The sequence below is a fragment of the Aeromonas taiwanensis genome, assembly GCF_000820165.1.
In the GTDB taxonomy this organism is placed as follows: Bacteria; Pseudomonadota; Gammaproteobacteria; order Enterobacterales; family Aeromonadaceae; genus Aeromonas; species Aeromonas taiwanensis.
Genome location: NZ_CDDD01000058.1, coordinates 83,414 through 100,151 on the forward strand (window position 1 = coordinate 83,414; position 16,738 = coordinate 100,151).

A 16,738-nucleotide genomic window follows, 5' to 3' on the forward strand; every position below is an offset into this window, starting at 1 on the left:
CTTGATTTGCATCAATTGCCCACCTCCCCTAACTGGATAGCCTAACGTCAGATTGATGTTTTATTACTCCAAACTTGAGGCAACCATGAGCAAAGTCAGACTGGTCGTTGTAGGCAACGGCATGGTGGGGCACCGCTTCATCGAAGAGTTGATCGAGCGGGCCGAGCCGGGCCGATACGAGATCACCGTCTTCGGTGCAGAACCACGCCCTGCCTACGATCGCGTCCACCTCTCCTCCTACTTCTCTCACCACACCAGCGAAGATCTCTCCCTCGTCAAACCCGGCTTCTACGACAAGCACGGCATCCGCCTGCTGCTCGGCGAAGCGGTGAAAAAAATCGACAAAACGGCCCGCGAGGTGCACTCCAACAAGGGCACTGTGGTCGGTTACGACAAGCTGGTACTGGCCACCGGCTCCTACCCCTGGGTGCCGCCCATTCAGGGCAGCCAGCACCACGAGTGCTTCGTCTATCGCACCATCGAGGATCTGAAAGCCATCCGCAGCGCCGCCAAGAGCGGCAAGAGCGGGGTGGTGATCGGGGGCGGCCTGCTTGGCCTCGAAGCCGCCGGTGCCCTCAAGGCGCTGGGTCTCGAGACCCACGTGGTGGAGTTTGCCCCGGTACTGATGGCCGAGCAGCTCGACGGTCAGGGCGGCCAGCTGCTGCGCCGCAAGATCGAATCCATGGGCGTGCAGGTGCACACCAGCAAGAGCACCAGCGAGATCCTGATGCATGGCGGTGAGCAGGCGAAACACCGCCTCGCCTTCGCCGACGGCAGCCAGCTTGAAGTGGACGTGGTGGTCTTCTCCACCGGCATCCGCCCGCAAGACACCCTCGGTCGCTACGGCGATCTCGCCATCGCCGAGCGCGGCGGCATCGTCATTGACGATCACTGCCTCACCTCCGACCCCGACATCTATGCCATCGGCGAGTGCGCCGCCTGGCAGGGCCGCTTCTTCGGCCTGGTGGCCCCGGGCTACAAGATGGCCCAGATCACCGTCGACCACCTGCTGGGCGGCGACAGCCGCTTCGAAGGGGCTGACATGAGCGCCAAGCTCAAGCTGCTCGGCGTCTCCGTCGGATCCATCGGCGATGCCCACGGCCGCACCCCGGGCAGCCACAGCTATGTGTTCCAGGACGATCAGGCCGGCGTCTACAAGAAAATCGTGGTGAGCGAAGACAACAGCTGCCTGCTCGGCGCCGTGCTGGTGGGTGACGTGGAAGATTACGGCAACCTGCTGCAGATGATGCTCAACGCCCTGCCCCTGCCGAGCCACCCGGATACCCTGATCCTGCCTGCCTACGCTGGTGCCAAGCCGACCCTGGGGGTGGATGCCCTGCCGGAAAGCGCCCAGATCTGCTCCTGCTTCGACGTCTCCAAGGGGGACATCGCCCAGGCCGTCGCCGAGGGTCACACCACCCTCGCCGCCATCAAGCAACACACCAAGGCCGGTACCGGCTGCGGCGGCTGCGTGCCCCTCATCAGCCAGGTGCTCAACGCCGAGCTGGTGAAGCAGGGCATCGAAGTCAACAACCACCTCTGCGCCCACTTCCCCCACTCCCGTCAGGAGCTGTTCCACCTGGTCAAGGTGGAGGGGATCAAGAGCTTCGACGAGCTGCTGGCCAGGCATGGTCAGGGTCATGGCTGCGAGGTGTGCAAGCCGACCGTCGGCTCCATCCTTGCCTCCTGCTGGAACGACTACGTGCTGAGCCCGCTCAACACCCCGCTGCAGGACACCAACGACATCTTCCTCGGCAACATGCAAAAGGACGGGACCTACTCCGTCATCCCGCGCATGGCCGGCGGCGAGGTGACCCCGGAAGGGCTGCTGGCGGTGGCCGAAGTGGCCCGCGACTACAAGCTCTACACCAAGATCACCGGCGCCCAGCGCATCGGCCTGTTCGGGGCCCAGAAAGATGATCTGCCCGCCATCTGGCGCAAGCTGCTGGCGGCGGGTTTCGAGACCGGCCAGGCCTACGCCAAGGCGCTGCGCATGGCCAAGACCTGTGTCGGCAGCACCTGGTGCCGCTTCGGCGTGCAGGACAGCGTCGGCCTCGGGGTCTTCCTCGAGAACCGCTACAAGGGTATTCGCACCCCCCACAAGATGAAGTTCGGTGTCTCCGGCTGTACCCGCGAATGTGCGGAAGCCCAGGGCAAGGACGTCGGCATCATCGCCACCGACGCGGGCTGGAACCTATATGTGGGCGGCAACGGCGGCATGAAGCCGCGCCACGCCGACCTGCTGGCGTCTGACCTCGACCGCGAGACGTTAGTCCGGTTGATAGACCGTTTCATGATGTTCTACGTCATGAGCGCCGACAAACTGCAGCGCACCTCGGTCTGGCTCGGCAATCTGGAAGGGGGCGTCGACTACCTGCGCGAGGTGATCGTCGACGACAAGCTGGGGCTGGCCGACACGCTGGAGCGCGATATCCAGACCCTCATCGACAGCTACGAGTGCGAATGGTCGCGCACCCTCAACGAAGAGCAGGCGTTGCAGCGCTTCAGCCACTTCATCAACAGCGACAAGCGCGATCCGGACGTCCAGTTCGTTGCCGAGCGTGACCAGCACCGACCGGCGACCCCGGCCGAGCGCATCCCCGTCTACCAGATCGAGGTGGAGACCAAATGATGACACTTGCCTGCCAACTCAACGACATCCTGCCTGGCACCTGTGTTTGTGCCCTGCTGGAAGGTCGCCAGCACCTGTCTGTTCCGCTCGATGTGGAGGTTCAATCATGAAACTTGCCTGCCAGCTCAACGACATCCTGCCGGGCACCGGCGTCTGTGCACTCATTGAAGGACGCCAGATCGCCCTGTTCCGCCCGAGCGCGGCGGCCGAGGTGTTCGCCATCGACAACCGGGATCCCTTCTTCGCCGCCAACGTGCTGTCGCGGGGCATCCTCTGCGAACACGACGGCGAACTCTGGGTGGCCAGCCCCCTCAAGAAGCAGCGCTTTCGCCTGAGGGACGGCCACTGTTTCGACAACCCTGCGATGTCGGTACAGAGCTATTCCGTTGAAGTGCGCGACCAGCAGGTCTGGGTCGCCGTCTAAAGCCGATTTCACTCTCTTTCGGGCTGCCTGCGGGCGGCCCTCTTGAAGGAAACAAAGATGTATACCGAAACCATCAACAAGTGCGCCGCCAACGCGGCCCGCATCAACCGCTTCGAGCGCAGCGACAAGCTCGGCTTCTGGCTCAGCTCCGCCATGGCGGGGGCCTATGTGGGCCTTGGCATCATCCTCATCTTCACCCTCGGCAACCTGGTGGATCCCACCGTCCGTCCGCTGGTAATGGGGGCCACCTTCGGCATCGCCCTGACCCTGGTCATCATCGCCGGCTCCGAGCTCTACACCGGCCACACCATGTTCCTCACCTTCGGGGTGAAGACGGGCAAGATCACCATGGCTGACCTGCTGCGCATCCTGCCCCAGACCTGGGCGGGCAACCTGCTCGGCTCCATCGCGGTGGCGCTCATCTACTCCTACGGCGGCAGCCTGCTGCCGGATGCGGGCAGCCTGGCCCACAAGGTGGCGCTGGCCAAGACCCAAATGCCCGCGATGGTGCTGTTTATGAAAGGGATCCTCTGCAACTGGCTGGTCTGCCTCGCCATCTGGATGGCGCTGCGCACCGAAGGGGCCGCCCGCTTCATCGCCATCTGGTGGTGCCTGCTGGCCTTCATCGCCTCCGGCTACGAACACTCCATCGCCAACATGACCCTGTTCGCCCTCTCCTGGTTCGGCGCCCACTCCGAGGCCTACACCCTGGGCGGCATCGGCCACAACCTGCTGTGGGTGACCCTGGGCAACACCGTCTCCGGCGTCCTCTTCATGGGTCTGGGCTACTGGTATGCCACCCCCAAGGCTGAACGCCCTGTCGCGGTGACCGACGCCACCAGCACCGCCAGCCAGACCCAAACCGCCTGATCAGGAGGCCCCATGGACTACTTGCCCATCTTTTGCCAACTCGACAACAAACCCGTGCTGCTGGTCGGCGGCGGCGAGGTAGCGGAGCGCAAGGCACGCCTGCTGCTGGATGCCGGCGCCCTCCTCACCGTGGTCGCTCCCGAGCTCGACCCCGAGCTGGCTGAACTGGCTGCCAACGGGAGCATCGAGTGGCTGGCCGGCGAATTCGCGCCGCAGCAACTGGCGGGCAAGTGGCTGGTGGTGGCCGCCACCGATCGGCGCGAGGTGAACGCCCTGGTCTACCAGAGCGCAAATCAGGCGCGGATCTTTGCCAACGTGGTGGATGATCCCAAGCGCTCCAGCTTCATCATGCCATCCATCATCGATCGCTCGCCCCTGATGGTGGCCATCTCCTCCGGCGGCAAGGCGCCGGTGCTGGCCCGGCTGCTGCGGGAGAAACTCGAAGCCATGCTGCCCCAGCACCTGGGCGCCGTGGCGACCTTTGCCGGCAGCCTGCGGGATAGGGTCAAGGCGCGCTTTGCCACCATGGGGGAGCGGCGCCGCTTCTGGGAGCGGCTGCTCGGGGCCGATCGCCTCGGTCAGGCGCTGGCGCGGGGCGATCACGCCTCCGCCCACCAGCTGGCCGATACCCTGTTTGCCGAGGAGAGCAAGGCTCACGGCGAGGTGGTGCTGGTCGGTGCCGGCCCCGGGGATCCGGGTCTGCTCACCCTGCACGCCCTGCGCCAGATGCAGCAGGCGGATGTGGTGGTCTATGACCGCCTGGTCTCCGACGAGGTGATGGCGCTGGTGCGCCGCGACGCCAAACGCATCTTCGTCGGCAAACAGGCAGGCAACCACTGCGTGCCCCAGGAGGGGATCAACCAGCTCTTGCTGGACGAGGCGAAGAAGGGGCAGCGGGTGGTACGGCTGAAGGGAGGCGACCCCTTCATCTTCGGCCGTGGCGGCGAGGAGCTGGAAACGCTCGTTGGTACTGGCATTGGCTTTCAGGTGGTGCCGGGGATCACGGCGGCGAGCGGTTGCGCCGCCTACGCCGGCATTCCCCTGACCCACCGGGATCACGCCCAGAGCGTGCGCTTCGTCACCGCCCACGGCAAGGGGGGGGCCCAGGATCTCGACTGGCCGTTGCTGGCAAAAGACAGGCAGACCCTGGTGTTCTACATGGGGCTCTCATCCTGCGCCACCATCCGCGAGCAGCTGCTGGCCCACGGCAAGGGGGGCGACACCCCGGTGGCGCTCATCGAGCGCGGCACCCAGCCGAGCCAGCGGGTCATTCGCGGCACCCTGGACCAGTTGCCCGAGCTGGCGGTGGGGGTCGAGAGCCCGGCGCTCATCATGGTGGGATCCGTGGTGACCCTGGCCGATCAGCTCGCCTGGTTCGGCACCAGCCCCACCTCAATGCAGGCCAGCGCCTGACACGAGAAGCGCCTCATCGAGGCGCTTTTTTTTCACACCGTCAGGCCGCTTCGGCCTGTCTCCTTGTCCAGCGCCTCGGCCAGCAGGCGGACGCCGGGCACGATCGCCTCCTCCTCGATGGCATGAAAACCGAGCCTGAAGTAGTGACGGGCGGGCGCCTCATCCAGGAAGTGGTGTACCCCTGGCTCGATCAGCACACCGTTGTGGGCCGCCCGCCAAGCCAGCCGCAGGGTGTCGACCCCTTCGGGGGCACGTAGCCAGAACGCGCTTGCCCGGCTCTGGTTGCGCACGCAACCGGACAGATGGCGTTCAAGGGCTGCGTCGAGCGTCTCCCAGCGACGGGCGCTCTCCTCCCGATAACGGCGCAGGAAGGAGTCGTAGTGCCCCTGGGCGAGAAAGTGCGCCATCTGATACTGGATATTCGCCGGCGGATGGCGGTACATCAGCCGCCGTAGGGCTCGCAGCTCGTCCACCAGCTCGGCCGACGCTACCAGAAAACCGAGGCGAAGGCCCGGTGCCAGCGCCTTGGAGAGGGAGCTGACATAGATGACCCGGCCACTCCCGTCGCTGGCCTTGAGGGCCGGGCGCGGATAGGCCTCGATATTGGTCTCGGAGTCAAAGTCGTCCTCGATGATGAACTGATCGTGCCGTTCGGCATGTTGCAGCAGTTGCCGGCGCCGGGCATCGCTCATGCTCACCCCCGTCGGCGCCTGATGGCTGGGGGTGACATACCAGCAGTCGCAGGCAGACGAGGCAGGCCGCAGCACTATCCCCTCCCCATCGACCTCGTGAGGGACTACCTGCGCCTGCTGGAGCGTGAAGGTGTTGACGGCCTCGCGAAAGCCGGGATTTTCGACGCCGATCCGTGTGCCCGCCCCGATCAGCAACTGGGCGATCAGGCTCAGGGCGTTCTGGGTGCCCAGGGTCAGCAGGATCTCGTCGGCCCCGGCCAGGATGCCCCGCTTGGGCAGCACCCGGGTGCGCAGCTGCTCGATCAGCATGGGGTTGTCCTGATCCACCTGGTCGTACAGCCACTCGTGATCCCGGCACCCGCCCATGACCTGACGCGCCGCGGCACGCCACTGCTCCATGGGAAAGTGCGCGCTGTCGGGCTGGCCGTAGATGAAGGGGTAACGGTACTGCATCCAGCGGGCCGGTTTGGTGACGGCGACCAGCTCGGAGGGGTGCAGTCGCAGGCGGCTGCCCCAATCCGGGGCAACCTCCCCTTCTTGCACCTCGATGGGGACCGCCGACGTGGGCTGGTAGCGGGGATCCACGAAGTACCCGCTGCGCGGGCGACTGATGAGGTAGCCCTCATCCCTGAGCCCCTCGTACACCAGGGAGACGGTGTTGCGCGACACGCCGAGCTGCTCGGACAGGCTGCGGCAGGAGGGCAGGGTCTCGTCGGGCACGAAGCGTCCCCCCAGGATAGAGCCGATCAGCGCCTCGCGTAGCTGCTCCTGCAACCCCCGCTCCTCACAAAATTCGATACGCAGACTGTGTTCGATCATGGGGTGTTCCTCCGGCTTCCTGCCAAAGAGGACGCGATGCAAGAGACGTGCCTCGCTGCCCCCATCGTCCCCGGCATCTGGCTCTATCCCTCTCAAACGCCCCGCGATAAAAGTGAAAAGGCAGGGGGCTGGTCTCACTATCTGCACGATTATGCAGATAGTCGCACCTATTCTGCATAAACATAGCGTCCAGTCGGTCTCGTCATGGCAGTGGAGTGTTCCATCTTTTTGGCCCCCTGCCACACAATCAACGACTTACAGGGAAGTACTGCCATGCAAAGACACCACGTCAAACACCCGATCGCCACCCTGCTGGGGGGCCTGTTGCTCGCCTTCAGCCTGACCAGTCACGCCGCCGATCTCCCGGAGATTGAGAAGGCCGGGGTGCTCAAAATCGCGACAGAAGATGACTATGCGCCGTTCAACTTCATGAAGGACGGGGAACCGGAGGGTTTCCACAAGGAGGTGCTTGCCGAGCTCCAGAAATACGCTACCGGCTTCAAGCCGGAGCAGAGCATTCTGCCATGGACGGGATTGCTGGCCGCCGTTTCTGCCGGCCAGTATGACATCGCCATCACCGGCGCCCTGATCACCGACGAGCGCCTCAAGGTGTTCGACTTCATCGCCCCCGTCGCCTCGGCCCAGCACTACTACGTCAAGCGCGCCGGGGATGACCGCATCAAGGGGGTGGCGGATCTCAGCGGCAAGACGGTCGGGGTCCAGGCAGGCAGCGCGCTGCTGGCCCGTTTGCCTGAGCTGGAGGCCATGCTGGCCAAGCAGGGAGGCAAGCTCGGCGAGGTGGTGGAGTATCAATCCTACCCAGAGGCCTACGCCGATCTCGCCAACGGCCGCCTCGACTACGTCATCAACGCCGTCATCTCGGTCAACGATCTGGTCAAGACCCGCCCCGGCGTGTTCGAGAAGGGGGAACCCGTCTCCGGCAACGGCTTCGTGAGCTGGCCCGTGCCCAAGAACAACCCCAAGCTGCTGGCCTTCATGAACGGCTTCGTCAAACACCTCAAGGAGAGCGGCAAGCTGCAGGCCCTGCAGACCAAGTGGTTCGGTGAATCCTTCGATGCCCTGCCGGACGAAGCCATCACCACGGTGGCCCAGTTCCACCAGCTGGCCGGATTGAAATAGTCCTGACCGGGCCGGCGTCCGTGCCGGCCCCCTTCTGCGAGGAACGTCCATGGATTGGAGTGCGTGGAAACTGCTGTTTGAGGGGGCCCTGACCACCCTCTGGATCTCCGGCACCGCGATCGTGCTGGGCGTCACCGCCGGCCTGCTGATCGCCCTGCTGCGTAGGGCCAGGATACCGCTGCTGGACCCTCTGCTGGCGTGCTACATCAGCCTGGCCAGGGCCACCCCCCTGGTCACCCTGGTGCTCTTCCTGTTTCTCTCCCTGCCCGCCCTGGGCATACAGCTGAACAAACAGGTGGCCGCCATCCTGGCCCTGACCCTCAATACCGCGGCCTTCAATGCCGAGATCTGGCGCTCGGCCCTGAACAATTTCTCGCGCAACCAGCACGAGGCCGCCCTGGCCGTCGGCATGACGGACCCCGTCTTCTTTCGCCGCATCATGCTGCCCCAGCTGGTCACCGTCAGCCTGCCCGCCCTGGTCAACGAGATGTCCTCGCTCATCAAGAGCAGCCCCGCGATCGCCGTCATCGGCCTGGTGGACCTGACCCGGGTCACCAACCGGATCGCCTCGGTGACCTACGAGCCCCTGCCCCCCATCCTCGGGGCCGGCCTCATCTACGTGCTGATGATCGCCCTGCTGGTCAAGGCGCAGCACATCGCCGAGCGGCGCGCTCATCACCTCGCCATGTAACAGGAGTGCGACATGAACGAATGGGAGATCATCTGGCAGGCCCGCGGTACCTTCCTGACGGGCTTTCTCAACACCCTGGAGATGTTCGCCCTCTCCACCCTGCTCGGGTTGCTCTTCGGCGTCCTGCTGCTCTATCTGCTGGAGGGGCCGGATCACCCGCTGCGCCGGTCGATCCGCCTGCTGATCGACGCCATGCGCACCGTGCCCTTCCTGATCCTGGTCTACCTGCTCTACTACGGCCTGCCGGGGATCGGCTTTCGGCTCTCAGCCGACCATGCCGGCCTGCTCGCCCTGACGCTCTACCACGGCGCCTACTTCGCCGAGATCCTGCGCAGCCAGCGGCTGATCATGCCCGCCGGTTACATCGAGGCCGCCCAGGCCCACGGCTTTCGCCACTTCACCCTCTATCGCCGCATCATACTGCCGTCGGTACTGATGAGCGCGCTGCCGCTGCTCGGCAACCAGTTCATTCTCTGCCTCAAGGACACCGCCTTCCTGTGCATCATCACGGTGCGCGAGGTGACGGCGGCGGCCAACACGGTGCAGTCGACCTACTTCATCCCGCTCAAGGCGTTCGCCGTGGCCATCCTGCTGTACTGGCTGGTCACCCTGGCCATCGAGTTCGGCATTCGCCGGGCGGGCCGCCTTGGCCAGCAACGAGGACTCCAGCATGTCTGAACACGCCGCCATCACCATCCAGAAGCTCTCCAAGCACTTCGACAACGTCGAGGTGCTGCGCGATATCAACCTGACCGTCAAGAAGGGAGAAGTGGTCAGCATTCTCGGCTCGTCCGGCTCCGGCAAGTCGACCCTGCTGCGCTGCATGAACTGGCTCGAACAGCCGGATCGAGGCGCCGTCTACCTGGGGGATCAGCGCCTCGGGATCGATCCCGCCAGCGGCAAGCCCATGGGCAACCGCCAGCTGGCGGCCCTGCGCGAGCGCATCGGCATGGTCTTCCAGAGCTTCAACCTGTGGCCGCACCTGACGGTGCTGCAGAACGTGACCGAGGCGCTGTGCCACGTGAAGAAGCTGCCGCGGGAGCAGGCGGTCACCATAGCCCGCACCCAGCTGGAGAAGGTCGGCATGCTGGAGAAGGCGGGCGCCTTCCCCATCACGCTCTCCGGCGGCCAGAAACAGCGCGTCGCCATCGCCCGCTCCCTGGCCATGAGCCCGGAGGTGCTGCTGTTCGACGAACCCACCTCGGCCCTCGACCCCGAGCGGGTGGGCGAGGTGCTGGCGGTGATGAAGGCGCTCTCCGCCGAAGGCTACACCATGGTGGTGGTCACCCACGAAATGGAGTTTGCCCGCGCCGTCTCGGATCAGGTGGTGTTCCTGGAGAAGGGCAAGCTGATCGAGCAGGCGCCGCCGGAGGAGTTCTTCCTGCGCCCCCGTTCGGAGCGGGTGCGCCAGTTCCTGCAGACGGTGCGTCAATGAGGTGGCCGGCTGGAATGCAAAGAGGCACGCATGGCGTGCCTCTTTTCGTTTCGGTCTTTGCCCGGCCTCAGATCGGGTCACGATCGATGGCGAACGGAGACCAGGCCTGGCGGGTCGGCATCACCTCGACCCGGTTGATGTTGACGTGGGGAGGCAGGGTCGCGATGTGGAACATCTGCTCGGCGATGTCGTCAGCCGTCAGTGCCGTGGTGCCGCGATAGAGCCGCTCGGAGGCGCCCTGATCCCCTTTGGTGCGCACCAGGGTGAACTCGGTCTCGGCGATGCCGGGAGCGAGATCCGTGACCCGCACCCCGGTGCCCAGCAGATCGCAGCGCAGGTTGTAGCTGAACTGCTGGACGAAGGCCTTGCTGGCACCATAGACATGGCTGCCCGGATAGGGCCACTGGCCGGCGATCGATCCCACGTTGATGATGGAGGCCCCCGCTGCGGTGGCGATCAGAGTAGGCAGCAGGGCGTGGGTCACGTTCACCAGCCCGGTGATGTTAGTGTCGATCATGGTGTGCCAGTCCGCCAGCTCAACCCGCTGCGCCGGCTCGGGCGCCAGGGCCAGCCCGGCGTTGTTGATCAGTACGCCGACGGTGCGAAACGCCTCGGGCAGCCCCTCCACCAGGGCACGGACCGCCCCGGCATCGCGCACGTCCAGCTCGGCCGGGTAGACAGGCGCCAGGGGCGCCAGCTCATCGGCGAGCGCCTGCAGCCGGGCGAGGCGCCTCCCCGTGATGATGACGGCCCAGCCGGCCCGGGCAAATCGGCGGGCCGCCGCCTGACCAAAACCGGACGTGGCGCCGGTGATAAACGCAATCTTGTTCATGGTTGCTTCCTTGTCATAGTGGATTGTCTTGTTCACGGCGCCGGGTGCAACAGCACTCCGAACGCCAGCAGGATCAGCAGCAGTGCGGACCAGCGTCTGAGGCTCGTGGTACCGTGGCGGCGAAACAGCCAGGCGCCGACCCTGTCCCCCAGCAGCGAAGGCAGCCACAGCTGGGCGGCCAGGGTCAGCCACCCCTCCCCGAGCAGATCCCCGCCCCCGAGCGCCAGCAGTGAGAGCAGGCTGCTGCAGGCGAAGAAAAGGATGGCGGTGGCCCGCTGAGTCTCGGGACGACAGGGCTGGTTGAGCAGGTAGTACATCAGGGGTGGGCCCCCCGCCGAGGCGCAGGTCATGGCGAGGCCGGAGGCCATCCCCACGGGGAGCGCCAGGCGCGGCATCCCGCCAGGCAGTTGCCAGCGAGTCAGCAGCATCAGGCCCCCCAGCAGGGCGATGACCCCGGCCATCAGGTGCAGGCCGCTCGCGGGCAGCGCCTGCAACAACCAGACGCCGGCCGGCAGGGAGAGCACCATGCCGAGCAGCAGGGGCGCCAGCAGCGCGGGCTCGCGGTGCCGCCATGCCCAGGGCAGGGCACCGAGGACGCAGACCAGGTCCAGCAACAGGGCCGTCGCCACCGCCTGGGGCACGGGCAGCACCCAGGCCAACCCCAGTCCCATGATCACGGCGTAGCCAAAGCCGCTGAAACCGCGTACCAGGCCGGCCAGTGCCGCCAGCAGCAGAAGGGGGAGCAGGGTGGGGAGCATATGACCTCCGGTGATCGCCTCCCCCCACTCTAGGGAGGGCACACCTCCACCCCTAGGGCCAGACGCAGGGCGGCCTTGGGACACAGGCTGGCCCCATGGCGCGGCGGCGCTGGCCCTATCGCCGCCCCGGCCCGCTCCTTACTCTGGGCTGACACCTTGCCCGCACGCATCCCAAGGAGGCCAAGATGACGCACGGCAGCGAAACCCCAGTCACCAATCAGCAGGTCTGGCAGCTCGACAGGGAGTATGTGTTTCACTCCTGGTCGGTACAGGGAGGGCTGGACCCTCTCGTGATCGCGGGGGGCAGCGGTTGCACCCTGTTCGACCACGACGGCAAACACTACCTCGACTTCAGCAGCCAGCTGGTCAACACCAACATCGGCCACCAGCACCCGGCGGTGGTGGCCGCCATCCAGCAGCAGGCGGCCACCCTGGCCACCATAGCGCCGGCCACCGCCAACCTGACCCGCGGCGAGGCGGCCAAGCGCATCGTGGCGCGCGCGCCAGCCCGCTTCAACAAGGTGTTCTTCACCAACGCGGGGGCGGATGCCAACGAGAACGCGATGCGCATGGCGCGCATCTACACCGGCCGCAGCAAGATACTGTCGGCCTATCGTTCCTATCACGGCAACACGGGCGGGGCCATCGTCGCCACGGGGGACTTCCGCCGCCTGCCCAACGAGTACGCCCAGGGGCACGTCCACTTCTTCAACCCCTATCTCTACCGCTCCGAGTTCGGCGCCCGGGACGAGGCCGAGGAGTGTGCCCGCGCCCTGCACCATCTGCGCCGCACCATAGAGTGCGAAGGGCCCCACACCATTGCCGCCATCCTGCTGGAAACCGTGCCCGGCACCGCCGGGGTGCTGGTACCGCCCCCCGGCTACCTGCCCGGGGTACGCGCCCTGTGCGACGAGTTTGGCATCCTGCTGATCCTGGACGAGGTGATGGCCGGTTTCGGCCGTTGCGGCAGCTGGTTCGCCTTCGAACAGTTCGGGGTGGAGCCGGATCTGATCACCTTTGCCAAGGGGGTCAACTCCGGCTATGTGCCCGCCGGCGGCGTGCTCATCTCGGCCCCCGTCTCGGCCTATTTCGAGGATCACTACTTCCCGGGGGGGCTGACCTACTCCGGCCATCCCCTGGCCATGGCGGCCATCGTCGCGACCCTGGACGCCATGACGGAGGAGCAGATGGTCGAGCAGGCGACCCGAACCGGTCGCGAGCTACTGGGCCCCGGCCTGCGGCAGCTGGCGCAGAAGCACGAGGTGATCGGCGAGGTGCGCGGCCTCGGTCTGTTCTGGGCCCTGGAGCTGGTGTCGGACAGGGCGCGGCGCACCCCGCTGCCGGCGGATCGCATGGGGCAGATCAAGCGGGCGCTGATCGAGCGCGGCCTGCTGCCCTTCGTGGTCGACAATCGCATCCATGTGGTCCCGCCCTGCGTCGTCAGCGCCGCCGAGGTGGAGACGGGTCTCACCATCCTGGATCAGGTCCTCGCCCTGCATGCCTGACCCCGAGGCGCCCCCTGGGGGCGCCTTCCTCTTCTTTCTGTCATCCGCCGCCAGCTCCATTCTGGTATCCTAGTGACCATTTCCGACCCGATCCGTCACCAGGAAACCGCTTCTATGTCCCTTTCTACCCGCAATGGAGCCAAGCAGCGCGAACAGGATCGTTACCGCATCCTGGCCCTGCTGCTGGCCGACGACGACCTCACCGACAGCCTGCGCGACGCCGAGACACCGCTCGATGCGGTGCTGCGCGAACGGGCCGACGAGATCGCCACCATGGTCAACCGCCTGCCGGCGGCCGACATCGCCGACGCCGTCGAGTCACTGCCGCCGGACGAGCGTCACGCCCTGTGGGCGCTGGTCGATCCGGACAGGCGTGGCCAGGTGCTGGTCGAGGCGTCGGAAACCGTGTGGGACAGCCTCATCAGCGGCATGAGCGACAAGGCGCTGCTGCACGCCCTGAGCACCCTCGACATCGACGATCAGATCTACCTGGGGCAATACCTGCCCCGCAACCTGATGGGGCGGCTGCTCACCTCCATGGCCCCCATGGACAGGGAGCGGGTGCGGGAGGTGATCCGCTATGGCAAGCACACAGTCGGCGCCATGATGGACTTCGAGCTCATCACGGTGCGTCCCGATGTCAGCCTCGCCACCGTGCAGCGCTACCTGCGCCTGCGCGGCCAGATCCCGGACAACACGGACAAGCTGTTCGTCACCGACAGGCGCAACCGGCTGCAGGGGGAGCTGCCGCTCACGACCGTGCTGCTGCACAAGCCGGAAACCAGGGTGAGCGACGTGATGGAGCAGGACCCCGTCACCTTCGACCCGGAGGACAACGACGAGGCGGCGGCCCGCACCTTCGAGCGGGACGATCTCGTCTCCGCCGCCGTGGTGGATGCCAAGGGCAAGCTGATGGGCCGGCTCACCGTCGCCGAGGTGGTGGACCTGGTCTATGAGGAGAGCGACACCGATCTGCGCCGCATGGGGGGGATCAGCGAGGAAGAAGACGTGTTCGCGCCGGTCGCCAAGGCGGTCAAGACCCGCTGGGCCTGGCTGGCCATCAACCTCTGCACCGCCTTCGTGGCGTCGCGGGTGATCGGCCTGTTCGAGCACACCATCTCCCAGCTGGTGGCGCTGGCCGCCCTGATGCCCATCGTCGCCGGCATCGGTGGCAACACAGGCAACCAGACCATCACCATGATAGTGCGGGCCCTGGCGTTGCAGCACATCCAGACCGGCAACGTCTCCTTCCTGTTGTGGCGCGAACTGGGGGTGGCCCTGATCAACGGCCTGGTGTGGGGCGGCATCATGGGCATCGCCACCTTCCTGCTTTATCAGGATGCGGCGCTGGGGGGCGTGATGACCCTCGCCATGATCCTCAACCTGCTGGTGGCGGCCCTGATGGGGGTCATCATCCCCATGACCATGAGCCGGCTGGGGCGCGACCCGGCGGTGGGGGCCAGCGTGATGATCACCGCCATCACCGACACCGGCGGCTTCTTCATCTTCCTGGGGCTGGCGACCCTCTTCCTGCTCTGACACTCGCCCATCGCCCATGAACAAGGGAGCCATTATGGCTCCCTTTTTCATGCAGCTGGCGTTATGCAGGTGACGGGGTCACACCCGGTACTGCTCCACCGCCCGGTTCAGCACCCTGGCCTGTTCGCTCAATCCCTGGCTGGCACGGGCATTCTCCTCCGCCATCTGGCTCGACTCCCCCGCGATGTCGCGGATATTGCTGACGTTGCGGTTCACCTCGCCGGCCACCAGGCTCTGCTGCTCGATGGCGGCGGCGATCTGGGTGCTCATGTCCATGATGCGGGTAACATCCTGGGTGATCTGGCCGAGCAGCTCTCCCGCCAGGGTCGCCTGCTGCACGCTCTGGCCACCCTGCTCCCGGCAATCCGCCATCCTCGTCACTATGTGGCCGGTCTGCTGCTGCAGCGAGCCGATGATGACGGCGATCTCCTGGGTCGACTGCTGGGTGCGGATGGCAAGGCTGCGCACCTCGTCCGCCACCACCGCGAAGCCACGGCCCTGCTCCCCCGCCCGCGCCGCCTCGATGGCCGCGTTGAGCGCCAGCAGATTGGTCTGATCCGCGATCCCCCGGATCACCTCCAGTACCGAGCCTATGGTCTCGCTCTCCCGCTGCAGCTGGCTCACTTCGCCTGAGGCCTGCTCCAGCTGGGTTGCCAGGGTGTGGATCTGGTGGATGGTCTGCTCGACCGCACCGCGCCCCTCGCTGGCCTTGTGGTTGGTGGCCGCGGCATCGTTCGCCGCCTGCTCCGTGCTGCGGGCGATCTCCTCGATGGTGGAACCCATCTCGGTGGAGGCCGTCGCCACCTGATCCGTCTCCAGCAGCTGGCGCTGCGCGCCCTCGCTGGTGCGGTGCACGTTGCCTGCGAGGTGCTCCGCCGCCCCGGTCAGGGTGTGCACGCTCTGCTTCACATCCCCGATCAGGTGGCGGAAGCCATCCAGCATCACATCCAGATTGCCCGCCAGCTGCGCCATCTCGTCATCCCCCCGCAGGGCGATGCGCAGGCGCAGATCGTTGTCCTGGCGGATGCGATTGACCGTGTCATTGACCCGCGCGATAGGCCTGTCGATGCTGCGTCCCAGGAGCACGCTCATGAAGCCGATGACCAGGATGATCAGAGCACCGCAAGCCAGCATCAGGCGGTTGAAGCCCTTGGTCTGGCTGGCCAGTTCACTCTCTATCTGCTGACCCACCCTGCCGAGGGTCTGCTCGGCCTGTTGCACCTGGGCGCGCATCTGGCCGCGCAGACCGGCCTCCTCGCTCAGCCCCAGCTGCTGCATCCCCTGCACCAGGGCCACGAAGTCCTGGCGATACTGTTCGCTGGCCTGCTCCAGCTCGGTGCGCTGCTCCTCAGGCAACGCGCTCAGCCCCTGCTGGAAATCCTTGTGCAGGGTCTGGAAGCGATCCAGATACTGGATGTCGGTGCGCAGCATGAAGTCCTTCTCCGCCCGCCTCAGCTGCAGCATGGTGATCAGCAAGCCCTGCTGATCCTGCACCTTGAGGGCCTCCTCCACCCTGTGCACCGCCGCCCGCAGCCTGCCATAGAGGCCGTCCTCCGGCCCCAGGCCAATCTTCTTCTGCTGGGTGACCAGTTCGTTGAAGGCCTTGCCATAGGCGCTGACCCGGCCATCCAGCCCGGTCAGTTCGGCACGGGCAGCACCGAGGTTGTCATCCTCCCCCAGCGCCCTGTCGAGCCTGTGGATCTCCGTCAGCACGGTGTTGAACCGCTCGGTGACGGCCGGATCCTTGTGTAACAGGAAGTCCTGCTCTATCCGCCTCAACTGCAACATGGACAACTCGAGGCCGTCGACGCTGCGCTGTGCCTCCATCATGTGCCGGCTCTCCTTGCTGGCGTAGAAGAAGAGTCCGCTCAGGGTCAACATGGCCGTGGCGACAAGAACGGTATTCAGTATCAGCTTGTGACGGATCAGCACGATAAACCTCGGGATCAGGGGGTGGACTGCATCGGGCGCGTGCAGAATACGTTATC

The 16,738-nt window shown here is 65.9% G+C and carries 14 protein-coding genes; 10 read left to right on the plus strand and 4 right to left on the minus strand.

The features are described 5' to 3' along the window. Positions 1-85 precede the first annotated feature (85 nt). The 4 genes from nirB to cysG all read left to right on the plus strand — a co-directional run bounded on the left by nirB (position 86) and on the right by cysG (position 5,339). Positions 86-2,632 carry a nitrite reductase large subunit NirB gene (gene nirB / locus BN1136_RS10660; protein ID WP_043764051.1) on the plus strand — a complete coding sequence of 849 codons (2,547 nt, stop codon included), beginning with the start codon at positions 86-88 and terminating at the stop codon, positions 2,630-2,632. A gap of 106 nt (positions 2,633-2,738) precedes the next feature. Beyond that, complete coding sequence (gene nirD / locus BN1136_RS10665; RefSeq protein WP_043764052.1) at positions 2,739-3,056, plus strand: nitrite reductase small subunit NirD; 318 nt, start codon at positions 2,739-2,741, stop codon at positions 3,054-3,056. Between the two features lie 57 nt (positions 3,057-3,113). Then, positions 3,114-3,926 (plus strand): nitrite transporter NirC, encoded by an 813-nt coding sequence (nirC, locus tag BN1136_RS10670; protein ID WP_043764053.1) that lies wholly within the window; start codon positions 3,114-3,116, stop codon positions 3,924-3,926. A 12-nt stretch (positions 3,927-3,938) separates the two neighbouring features. Then, entirely contained in the window at positions 3,939-5,339 is a 1,401-nt protein-coding gene (gene cysG / locus BN1136_RS10675; RefSeq protein WP_043808471.1) for a siroheme synthase CysG, read from the plus strand. Positions 5,340-5,371: 32 nt separating this feature from the next. Here cysG and pdxR read toward each other — a convergent pair whose 3' ends face one another. Then, on the minus strand, positions 5,372-6,850 hold the full coding sequence (gene pdxR / locus BN1136_RS10680; RefSeq protein WP_043764054.1) for a MocR-like pyridoxine biosynthesis transcription factor PdxR: 1,479 nt from the start codon (positions 6,848-6,850) through the stop codon (positions 5,372-5,374). A gap of 273 nt (positions 6,851-7,123) precedes the next feature. On the opposite strand from pdxR, the gene BN1136_RS10685 reads away from it, so the two are divergent. From BN1136_RS10685 to BN1136_RS10700, 4 genes are read left to right on the plus strand one after another with little or no spacing between them, the layout of a single operon-like run. Continuing rightward, positions 7,124-7,990: a transporter substrate-binding domain-containing protein gene (locus BN1136_RS10685; protein ID WP_043808473.1), complete on the plus strand. Its 867-nt coding sequence runs from the start codon at positions 7,124-7,126 to the stop codon at positions 7,988-7,990. Positions 7,991-8,039: 49 nt separating this feature from the next. Then, positions 8,040-8,681 (plus strand): amino acid ABC transporter permease, encoded by a 642-nt coding sequence (locus BN1136_RS10690; protein ID WP_043808477.1) that lies wholly within the window; start codon positions 8,040-8,042, stop codon positions 8,679-8,681. A 12-nt stretch (positions 8,682-8,693) separates the two neighbouring features. After that, positions 8,694-9,359: an amino acid ABC transporter permease gene (locus BN1136_RS10695; protein WP_043808479.1), complete on the plus strand. Its 666-nt coding sequence runs from the start codon at positions 8,694-8,696 to the stop codon at positions 9,357-9,359. Further along, positions 9,352-10,116: an amino acid ABC transporter ATP-binding protein gene (locus BN1136_RS10700; protein WP_043764057.1), complete on the plus strand. Its 765-nt coding sequence runs from the start codon at positions 9,352-9,354 to the stop codon at positions 10,114-10,116. Before BN1136_RS10695 ends, BN1136_RS10700 begins: the two co-directional genes overlap by 8 nt. 67 nt (positions 10,117-10,183) lie before the next feature. Here BN1136_RS10700 and BN1136_RS10705 read toward each other — a convergent pair whose 3' ends face one another. Next, positions 10,184-10,948, minus strand: coding sequence for an SDR family NAD(P)-dependent oxidoreductase (locus tag BN1136_RS10705; RefSeq protein WP_043764058.1), 765 nt, complete (start codon positions 10,946-10,948; stop codon positions 10,184-10,186). 32 nt (positions 10,949-10,980) lie between these two features. Further along, positions 10,981-11,706 carry a sulfite exporter TauE/SafE family protein gene (locus BN1136_RS10710; RefSeq protein WP_043764059.1) on the minus strand — a complete coding sequence of 242 codons (726 nt, stop codon included), beginning with the start codon at positions 11,704-11,706 and terminating at the stop codon, positions 10,981-10,983. 185 nt (positions 11,707-11,891) lie between these two features. Here BN1136_RS10710 and BN1136_RS10715 point away from each other — a divergent pair, with 185 nt between their 5' ends. After that, positions 11,892-13,211: an aspartate aminotransferase family protein gene (locus BN1136_RS10715; protein ID WP_043764060.1), complete on the plus strand. Its 1,320-nt coding sequence runs from the start codon at positions 11,892-11,894 to the stop codon at positions 13,209-13,211. Positions 13,212-13,325: 114 nt separating this feature from the next. Next, positions 13,326-14,750 (plus strand): magnesium transporter, encoded by a 1,425-nt coding sequence (gene mgtE / locus BN1136_RS10720; RefSeq protein ID WP_043764061.1) that lies wholly within the window; start codon positions 13,326-13,328, stop codon positions 14,748-14,750. A 78-nt stretch (positions 14,751-14,828) separates the two neighbouring features. Here mgtE and BN1136_RS10725 read toward each other — a convergent pair whose 3' ends face one another. Continuing rightward, a complete protein-coding gene (locus tag BN1136_RS10725; RefSeq protein ID WP_043764062.1) occupies positions 14,829-16,682 on the minus strand; it encodes a methyl-accepting chemotaxis protein in 1,854 nt (617 codons plus the stop codon). Positions 16,683-16,738 lie beyond the last annotated feature (56 nt).

Bases quoted from the DNA above. Each gene is read 5' to 3' on its own strand.
- BN1136_RS10690 (WP_043808477.1), top strand. From the start codon at position 8,040: ATGGATTGGAGTGCGTGGAAACTGCTGTTTGAGGGGGCCCTGACCACC.
- mgtE (WP_043764061.1), top strand. From the start codon at position 13,326: ATGTCCCTTTCTACCCGCAATGGAGCCAAGCAGCGCGAACAGGATCGT.
- pdxR (WP_043764054.1), bottom strand. From the start codon at position 6,850: ATGATCGAACACAGTCTGCGTATCGAATTTTGTGAGGAGCGGGGGTTG.
- nirD (WP_043764052.1), top strand. From the start codon at position 2,739: ATGAAACTTGCCTGCCAGCTCAACGACATCCTGCCGGGCACCGGCGTC.
- cysG (WP_043808471.1), top strand. From the start codon at position 3,939: ATGGACTACTTGCCCATCTTTTGCCAACTCGACAACAAACCCGTGCTG.
- BN1136_RS10715 (WP_043764060.1), top strand. From the start codon at position 11,892: ATGACGCACGGCAGCGAAACCCCAGTCACCAATCAGCAGGTCTGGCAG.
- BN1136_RS10700 (WP_043764057.1), top strand. From the start codon at position 9,352: ATGTCTGAACACGCCGCCATCACCATCCAGAAGCTCTCCAAGCACTTC.
- BN1136_RS10685 (WP_043808473.1), top strand. From the start codon at position 7,124: ATGCAAAGACACCACGTCAAACACCCGATCGCCACCCTGCTGGGGGGC.
- BN1136_RS10695 (WP_043808479.1), top strand. From the start codon at position 8,694: ATGAACGAATGGGAGATCATCTGGCAGGCCCGCGGTACCTTCCTGACG.
- nirB (WP_043764051.1), top strand. From the start codon at position 86: ATGAGCAAAGTCAGACTGGTCGTTGTAGGCAACGGCATGGTGGGGCAC.
- BN1136_RS10705 (WP_043764058.1), bottom strand. From the start codon at position 10,948: ATGAACAAGATTGCGTTTATCACCGGCGCCACGTCCGGTTTTGGTCAG.
- BN1136_RS10710 (WP_043764059.1), bottom strand. From the start codon at position 11,706: ATGCTCCCCACCCTGCTCCCCCTTCTGCTGCTGGCGGCACTGGCCGGC.
- nirC (WP_043764053.1), top strand. From the start codon at position 3,114: ATGTATACCGAAACCATCAACAAGTGCGCCGCCAACGCGGCCCGCATC.